At 74.9% G+C, this 7,026-nt stretch carries 6 protein-coding genes; 4 read left to right on the top strand and 2 right to left on the bottom strand.

Annotated elements, in window-relative coordinates; all coding sequences use genetic code 11:
* The 4 genes from ACSNOH_RS32225 to ACSNOH_RS32240 form a co-directional block, all read left to right on the top strand.
* A partial coding sequence (locus ACSNOH_RS32225; RefSeq protein ID WP_436724996.1) for an NUDIX hydrolase occupies nt 1-593 on the top strand: 593 nt, incomplete at its 5' end.
* A gap of 73 nt (nt 594-666) precedes the next feature.
* Nucleotides 667-2,169, top strand: coding sequence for a 3' terminal RNA ribose 2'-O-methyltransferase Hen1 (locus ACSNOH_RS32230; protein WP_436724997.1), 1,503 nt, complete (start codon nt 667-669; stop codon nt 2,167-2,169).
* Entirely contained in the window at nt 2,166-4,769 is a 2,604-nt protein-coding gene (locus ACSNOH_RS32235; protein WP_436724998.1) for a polynucleotide kinase-phosphatase, read from the top strand. Before ACSNOH_RS32230 ends, ACSNOH_RS32235 begins: the two co-directional genes overlap by 4 nt.
* A 187-nt stretch (nt 4,770-4,956) precedes the next feature.
* Entirely contained in the window at nt 4,957-5,412 is a 456-nt protein-coding gene (locus ACSNOH_RS32240) for an MmpS family transport accessory protein (protein ID WP_436724999.1), read from the top strand.
* Nucleotides 5,413-5,568: 156 nt separating this feature from the next.
* Here ACSNOH_RS32240 and ACSNOH_RS32245 read toward each other — a convergent pair whose 3' ends face one another.
* Together ACSNOH_RS32245 and ACSNOH_RS32250 are read right to left on the bottom strand one after the other, a co-directional pair.
* Nucleotides 5,569-5,964, bottom strand: a complete 396-nt coding sequence (locus ACSNOH_RS32245; protein ID WP_436725001.1) for a RidA family protein — start codon at nt 5,962-5,964, stop codon at nt 5,569-5,571.
* Nucleotides 5,965-6,014: 50 nt separating this feature from the next.
* Nucleotides 6,015-7,026, bottom strand: a 1,012-nt coding sequence (locus tag ACSNOH_RS32250; protein WP_436725000.1) for an acyl-CoA dehydrogenase family protein, incomplete at its 5' end; no start/stop codon positions are given.

Below are 7,026 nucleotides of genomic sequence, written 5' to 3' on the forward strand. Positions count from 1 at the left end.
GGACGGGAGGCGGGGCGGGAGACGCACCGGAGGCCGGGGAGACGCCTGTCGGCGTCGTCTACGCCGACCGCTTCGTCACCCTCCTCCGTGATGCCGTCCGTTTCCCCGGCGGCGCCCTCGGCCTCTACGTCCGCATGCTCTCCACGGCCGCGAGCCCCGGCGCGGTCGTCCTCCCCCTCACCGCCGCGGGCGACATCGTCCTCGTCGAGCACTACCGCCACGCCACCCGCTCCTGGCACTGGGAAGTGCCCCGCGGTATGGGCGCACCGGGCGCCACCAGCGCGGAAAGCGCCGCCCGGGAACTCGCCGAGGAAATCGGAGCGGAAGCCACCGAATGGATTTCCCTCGGCCGGCTGCACCCCGACAGCGGCCTGATCGGTGATCACGTCGAGCTGTTCGCCGCCCGCATCGACCGTTTCGGTCCGCCGGAAACGTCGGAAGGCATCCGGCGCATCGTTCCCCGGCCCTGGCCGGAGGTCTCGGAGATGGTGGCGGCAGGCGAGATCACTTGCGGGTTCACCATCGCGGTCCTCACCCGCGCCCTGCTGAACGGCCTGCTGACGTGCACATCGCCTGCACGTCACGTGACGTGAATGGATTTCCGGCGTTTCCCGCGAGACGAAAAGAATTCGTGGGATCCCGTCGTCGCAGGCGATACTCGACCGCGTGTTCCTGACGATATCCACCACCGGCACGCCCGGATCCCCCGCGACCGATCTCGGATTCCTGCTGCACAAGCATCCTGAGAAGGCGCAGCAGTTCTCCACCTCCCACGGCACCGCGCACGTCCTCTATCCCGAGGCCGGCGCGGAGCGCTGCACCGCCGCGCTCCTGCTGGAGATCGATCCGGTCGCGCTGGTGCGGAAGGCCAAGGGCAAGGGCCGCGGCGGAGCGCCCGACTCCGCCCTCGCCCAGTACGTCAACGACCGCCCCTACGCGGCGTCCTCGCTGCTCGCCGTCGCGCTCGGCAGCGTCTTCTCCACCGCGCTGAAGGGGCAGTGCGCCGCCCGGCCCGAGCTGCCGGGAGCGGCGCGCCCGCTGCGCGTCGAGGTGCCGGTGCTGCCCGCACGCGGCGGCGCCGCGCTCGTGGAGCGGCTGTTCGCCCCGCTGGGCTGGACGGTCACGGCGGAGCCGGTCGCGCTGGACGAGACGTTCCCGCAGTGGGGCGACTCCCGCTACGTACGCCTGGTGCTGGAGGGCGAGCTGCGGCTCGCCGACGCCCTGCGCCACCTCTACGTCCTGCTGCCCGTCCTCGACGACGCCAAGCACTACTGGGTGGCGTCCGACGAGGTCGAGAAGCTGTTGCGGGCCGGCGAGGGCTGGCTGGAGGACCACCCCGAACAGCGCCTGATCGCCGGCCGCTACCTGGGCCGCCGCTGGTCGCTGACCCGCGACGCCCTGGAGCGGCTGGCCCTCGCCCGCCTCGCCGAGTCCGACGACACCGAGGCCGAGGAGCTCGACAACGCCGTCGACGAGGAGAGGGACACCGAGGAGCGGCCCGTGCCGCTGGCCGTGCAGCGCCGCGCGGCGATCCTCGGCGCCCTGCGCGCCTGCGGTGCGGCGCGCGTCCTCGACCTGGGCTGCGGCCAGGGCCAGCTCGTCGGGGAGCTCCTCAAGGACCCGCGGTTCACCGAAGTCGCCGCCATGGACGTCTCCGCGCGTGCCCTCGCGATCGCCGCGCGGCGGCTGCGCCTGGACCGGATGATCGAGCGGCAGGCCGCGCGGGTCACGCTGTTCCAGGGCTCGCTCGCGTACACCGACCGCAGGCTGGCCGGGTACGACGCGGCGGTGCTCAGCGAGGTGATCGAGCACCTCGACCTGCCGCGGCTGCCCGCCCTGGAGCACGCGGTGTTCGGCGCGGCGCGCCCGGCGACGGTCGTCGTGACCACGCCGAACGCCGAGTACAACGTCCGCTGGGAGACCCTCCCCGCCGGGCACGTGCGCCACGCCGACCACCGCTTCGAGTGGACGCGCGAGGAGTTCCGCACGTGGGCGGCCGAGGTCGCGGAGCGGTACGGCTACGAGGTGGCGTACGCGCCGGTGGGGCCGGACGACCCCGAGGTCGGACCGCCGACCCAGATGGGCGTCTTCACCCGTACGGAGAAAGAGACCGAGAAAGAGACCGGGAAAGAGACAGAGAACGTGCCGAAGCAGGAGAAGGCCGCATGACCAGCACGGAAACAGCCGCAGCCGCCGGCAGGGCGCCCCGCCCTCTCCCCGTCACCGACCTCTCCCTCGTGGTCCTGATCGGCGCGACCGGCTCCGGCAAGTCCACGTTCGCCCGCAGGCACTTCGAGCCCACCCAGGTGATCTCCTCGGACTTCTGCCGCGGCCTCGTCGCCGACGACGAGAACGACCAGAGCGCCAGCGGCGACGCCTTCGACGTCCTGCACTACATCGCGGGCAAGCGCCTGGCCGCCGGCCGCCTCACCGTGATCGACGCGACCAACGTCCAGGCCGAGGCCCGCCGTCAGCTGGTCCGGGTCGCCCGCGAGCACGACGTGCTGCCCATCGCCATCGTCCTCGACCTGCCCGAGGAGGTGTGCGCCGCGCGCAACGCCGGCCGCGCCGACCGGGCCGGTCTGCCCCGGCACGTCATCCAGCGCCACCGCCGCGAGCTGCGCCGCTCCCTGCGCGGCCTGGAGCGCGAAGGCTTCCGCAAGGTGCACGTGCTGCGCAGCGTCGAGGAGGTCGAGGCCGCCGAAGTCGTCCTGGAGCGCCGCTTCAACGACCTGCGGCACCTCACGGGCCCCTTCGACATCATCGGTGACATCCACGGCTGCAGCTCGGAGCTGGAGACGCTCCTGTCGAAGCTGGGGTACGAGGACGGCGTCCACCCCGGCGGCCGCACCGCCGTGTTCGTCGGCGACCTCGTCGACCGGGGCCCGGACAGCCCCGGCGTGCTGCGCCGCGTCATGGGCATGGTCGCCTCCGGCAACGCCCTGTGCGTGCCGGGCAACCACGAGAACAAGCTCGGCCGCTGGCTGGCGGGCAGGAAGGTCCAGCAGACGCACGGGCTCGCCGAGACCATCGAGCAGCTGGAGCGCGAGGACGCCCGCGACCCCGCCTTCCGCGCGCAGGTGCGGGAGTTCATCGACGGGCTCGTCAGCCACTACGTCCTCGACGAGGGCAAGCTGGTGGTCTGCCACGCCGGCCTGCCGGAGAAGTACCACGGCCGCACCTCCGGCCGCGTGCGCTCGCACGCGCTGTACGGGGACACGACGGGCGAGACCGACGAGTTCGGCCTGCCCGTGCGCTACCCGTGGGCCGAGGAGTACCGCGGCCGCGCCGCCGTGGTCTACGGCCACACGCCCAGCCCGTCCGCCACGTGGCTGAACAACACCATCTGCCTGGACACCGGCGCCGTTTTCGGCGGGAAGATGACCGCGCTGCGCTGGCCCGAGCGCGAGCTGGTGGACGTACCGGCCGAGCGCGTCTGGTACGAGCCGGTACGGCCGCTGGCGAGCGACGCGCCCGGCGGCGAGGACGGGCGCCCGCTCGACCTGGCCGACGTCACCGGCCGCCGCGCCGTCGAGACCCGGCACATGGGCCGGGTCGCCGTGAAGGAGGAGAACGCCGCGGCCGCCCTGGAGGTCATGAGCCGCTTCGCCGTCGACCCGCGGCTGCTGCCCTACCTCCCGCCGACCATGGCGCCCTGCGCGACCTCCCAGGAGGAGGGCTACCTGGAGCACCCGGCCGAGGCGTTCGCCGCCTACCGCGCCGACGGGGTGCGGCAGGTGGTGTGCGAGGAGAAGCACATGGGCTCGCGGGCCGTGGCCCTCGTGTGCCGCGACGCGGACGTGGCGCGGGAGCGCTTCGGCGCGACCGGCGGGGCGAGCGGCGCGCTGTACACCCGCACCGGCCGGCCGTTCTTCGACGACCCCGCGATGACCGAGAGCGTCCTGCGGCGGCTGAGCGGCGCGGCCGGTGCGGCCGGGCTGTGGGAGGAGCTGGAGACCGACTGGCTGCTGCTGGACGCCGAGCTCATGCCCTGGTCCCTCAAGGCGCAGGGGCTGCTGCGCCACCAGTACGCGGCCGTGGGCGCCGCGTCCGGCGCGGTCTTCCCGCCGGCGCTCGCCGCGCTGGAGTCGGCGGCGGAGCGCGGCGTGGACGTGTCCGCGCTGCTGGACCGCCAGCGCGGGCGGGCCGCGGACGCGGCGGCCTTCACGGAGGCGTACCGGCGCTACTGCTGGCCCGTCGAGGGGCTGGACGGCGTCCGCCTGGCGCCGTTCCAGATCCTGGCCGCCCAGGGGCACAGCCTCGCCGCGCTGCCGCACGACGAGCAGCTCGCCCTGATCGACCGCCTCGTCGCGGCCGACGAGCGAGCCGGCGACGAGCGGGCCGGAGACGGGGCGGGGATCCTCGCCCCCACCCGCCGCCTGGTGGTCGACACCGAGGACGAGGCGTCCGTCGCCGCGGGCGTGCGGTGGTGGCTGGACCTGACGGGCGCCGGCGGCGAGGGCATGGTCGTCAAGCCGCTGCAGGCGCTCGTACGGACCGAGGGCGGGCGGCTGGTCCAGCCGGGCGTCAAGTGCCGCGGCCGGGAGTACCTGCGGATCATCTACGGTCCCGAGTACACCCGCCCGGACAACCTGACCCGGCTGCGCGCGCGCCACCTCGGCCACAAGCGCTCGCTCGCCCTGCGCGAGTACGCGCTCGGCCTGGAGGCGCTGGACCGGCTGGCGGAGGGCGAGCCGCTGTGGCGCGTGCACGAGGCGGTCTTCGGGGTGCTGGCCCTGGAGTCCGAACCGGTCGAGCCGCGGCTGTAGGAGCCGCGGGCCGGTCGGTCCGGGGTACGCGGCGGTGCGGGGTGCCGGCATTCCGCCGGACCCTCGCCGTTGTGGTGGTGCGCCGTTGCGGCGGGGGAGGTTCGTCTGCCGCGCCCGCGGCGCATGCCGCCGCCCGTACGGGTGGTCCCCGGTCGCCGCACCGCGCGGGCGGCGGCATGCTGGCCGCATGAGTACCCCGCATCCGGGCGGCGGCGGCCCCGGGCACGGTCAGTGGGCGCCGCCCCCTGCCCATGCCCGCAAGGGGCGCCGCAAGTGGCCGTGGGTGCTGCTCGCCGTGGTGCTCCTGCTGGCCGGCGGGTGCGCGGCGCTCGTCGTCGGGCTCGCCGAGGAGACCGGCAAGACGGTCCGGGTGCGGTACGAGGTGACCGGCAGCGCGAAGGACGTGGCCATCGCGTACACCACCTGGAACGACGGCGCTCTCCTGACGCAGAAGGAGAGCCACCGCGACCTTCCCTGGCGCAAGGAACTCACGACCCAGGACTTCGTGAAGGGCGGCCTGCTGGCGGTCACGACCGGCAAGGACGGCGGCACGGTGTCCTGCTCCGTGACAGTGGACGACGGACGCCCGCGGACGGCCACGGCCTCCGGCCCGGACGCGACGGCGACATGCACCGGCTTCTGAAGCCGTGCGCCGCACCTGGACGGTGCGCCCCCGCCGCAAGCGCCGAAGGCGAATCCCGCCGCAACGGCGCCGCACCACAGCCGTGAGAGTCCGGCGGCATAAGCGTCCACCGCGATCCGCACGTTCACAACAGCGGTCACCCAAGGGGCATCCGCCTCACGGCAGCACCGCGATCCCGTCCACCTCGACCACCGCCTCCTCGTCCCACAGCCGCACCACGCCCACCACGGCCATGGCCGGGTAGTCCCGCCCGGCCAGCCGCCGCCAGATGCGGCCCAGTTCCGGGGCGTGCGCCCGGTAGCCGGCGACGTCGGTGGCGTAGACGGTGACGCGCGCGAGGTGCTCCGGCCCGCCGCCCGCGGCGCGCAGGGCCCGGAGCAGGTTGCCGAGCGCCCGCTCGAACTGCTCGGGCAGGCTGCCCGGCACGATGCGGCCCGCGGCGTCCAGCGCCGTCTGCCCGGCGAGGAACACCAGCCGCCCGCCGGAGACGGTGACGGCGTGCGAGAAGCCCGCCGGCGGCGAGAGCTCCGCAGGGTTGACCCGCCGGAGCACAGGCCCGGCCCCACTCCCACTCCCACCCTCGCCCTCGCCCTCCGCCCCCTTCACCGGTACAGCTCCTTCGCGATGATCGTGCGCTGGACCTCGCTCGCCCCCTCGTAGATCCGCGGCGCGCGCACCTCCCGGTAGAGGTGTTCCAGCAGGTGCCCCCGGCGCAGGGCGCGGGCGCCGTGGAGCTGGACGGCGGCGTCCACGACGTACTGCGCGGTCTCGGTCGCGAAGAGCTTGGCCATGGCCGAGCGGGCCGCGATGCCCGGCTCGCCCGCGTCGTACGCCGCGGCCGCCGCGTACACCAGCAGCGCCGCCGCCTCCGTCCGGGTGGCCATCTCGGCGAGCTGGTGGGAGACGGCCTGCAGGTCCTTCAGGGGGCCGCCGAAGGCGCGCCGCTCCCCGGCGTGGGCGACGGCCGCCGTGAGCGCGGCCCGCGCCATGCCCACGGCGAACGCGCCCACGCTGGGCCGGAAGAGGTCGAGCGTGCGCATGGCGACGCGGAAGCCGCCGCCCGGCACGCCGAGCACGTCCCCCGCGCCGGCGGGCACGCCGTCGAAGGCCAGCGTGCCGATGGGGTGGGGGCTGAGCATGTCCAGGCGCCGGCCGGACAGTCCCGCGCTGTCGCCCGGTACGAGGAACGCCGTCACGCCGCGCGAGCCCGGGGCCTGCCCGGTGCGGGCGAAGACGGTGTACACGTCGGCCTCGGGGGCGTTGGAGATCCACGTCTTCTCGCCTGTGAGGCGCCAGCCGTCCCCGGCGCCCGCCGGATCCGGCTCGGCGCGCAGCTCCAGCGCCGCCGCGTCGGACCCGGCCGCCGGCTCGCTCAGCGCGAACGCGGCCACGGCTCGGCCCGCGACGACCTCGGGCATCCACCGGGCCCGCTGCCGCGCGCTGCCGTACTGCGCGACGGGGTGCGCGCCTAGGCCCTGCAGGGCGAGCGCGGTCTCGGCCTCCGTGCACTCGCGCGCGAGGGACTCCCGCAGCAGGCACAGGTCCATGGCGCGTACGGCACCTGGCCCGGCCCCCGCCCCGGGCCCGGGGCAGGGGCTGGGACCGGGCCCGGGG

Source organism: Streptomyces sp. URMC 127 (assembly GCF_051386535.1).
Lineage (GTDB): Bacteria > Actinomycetota > Actinomycetes > Streptomycetales > Streptomycetaceae > Streptomyces.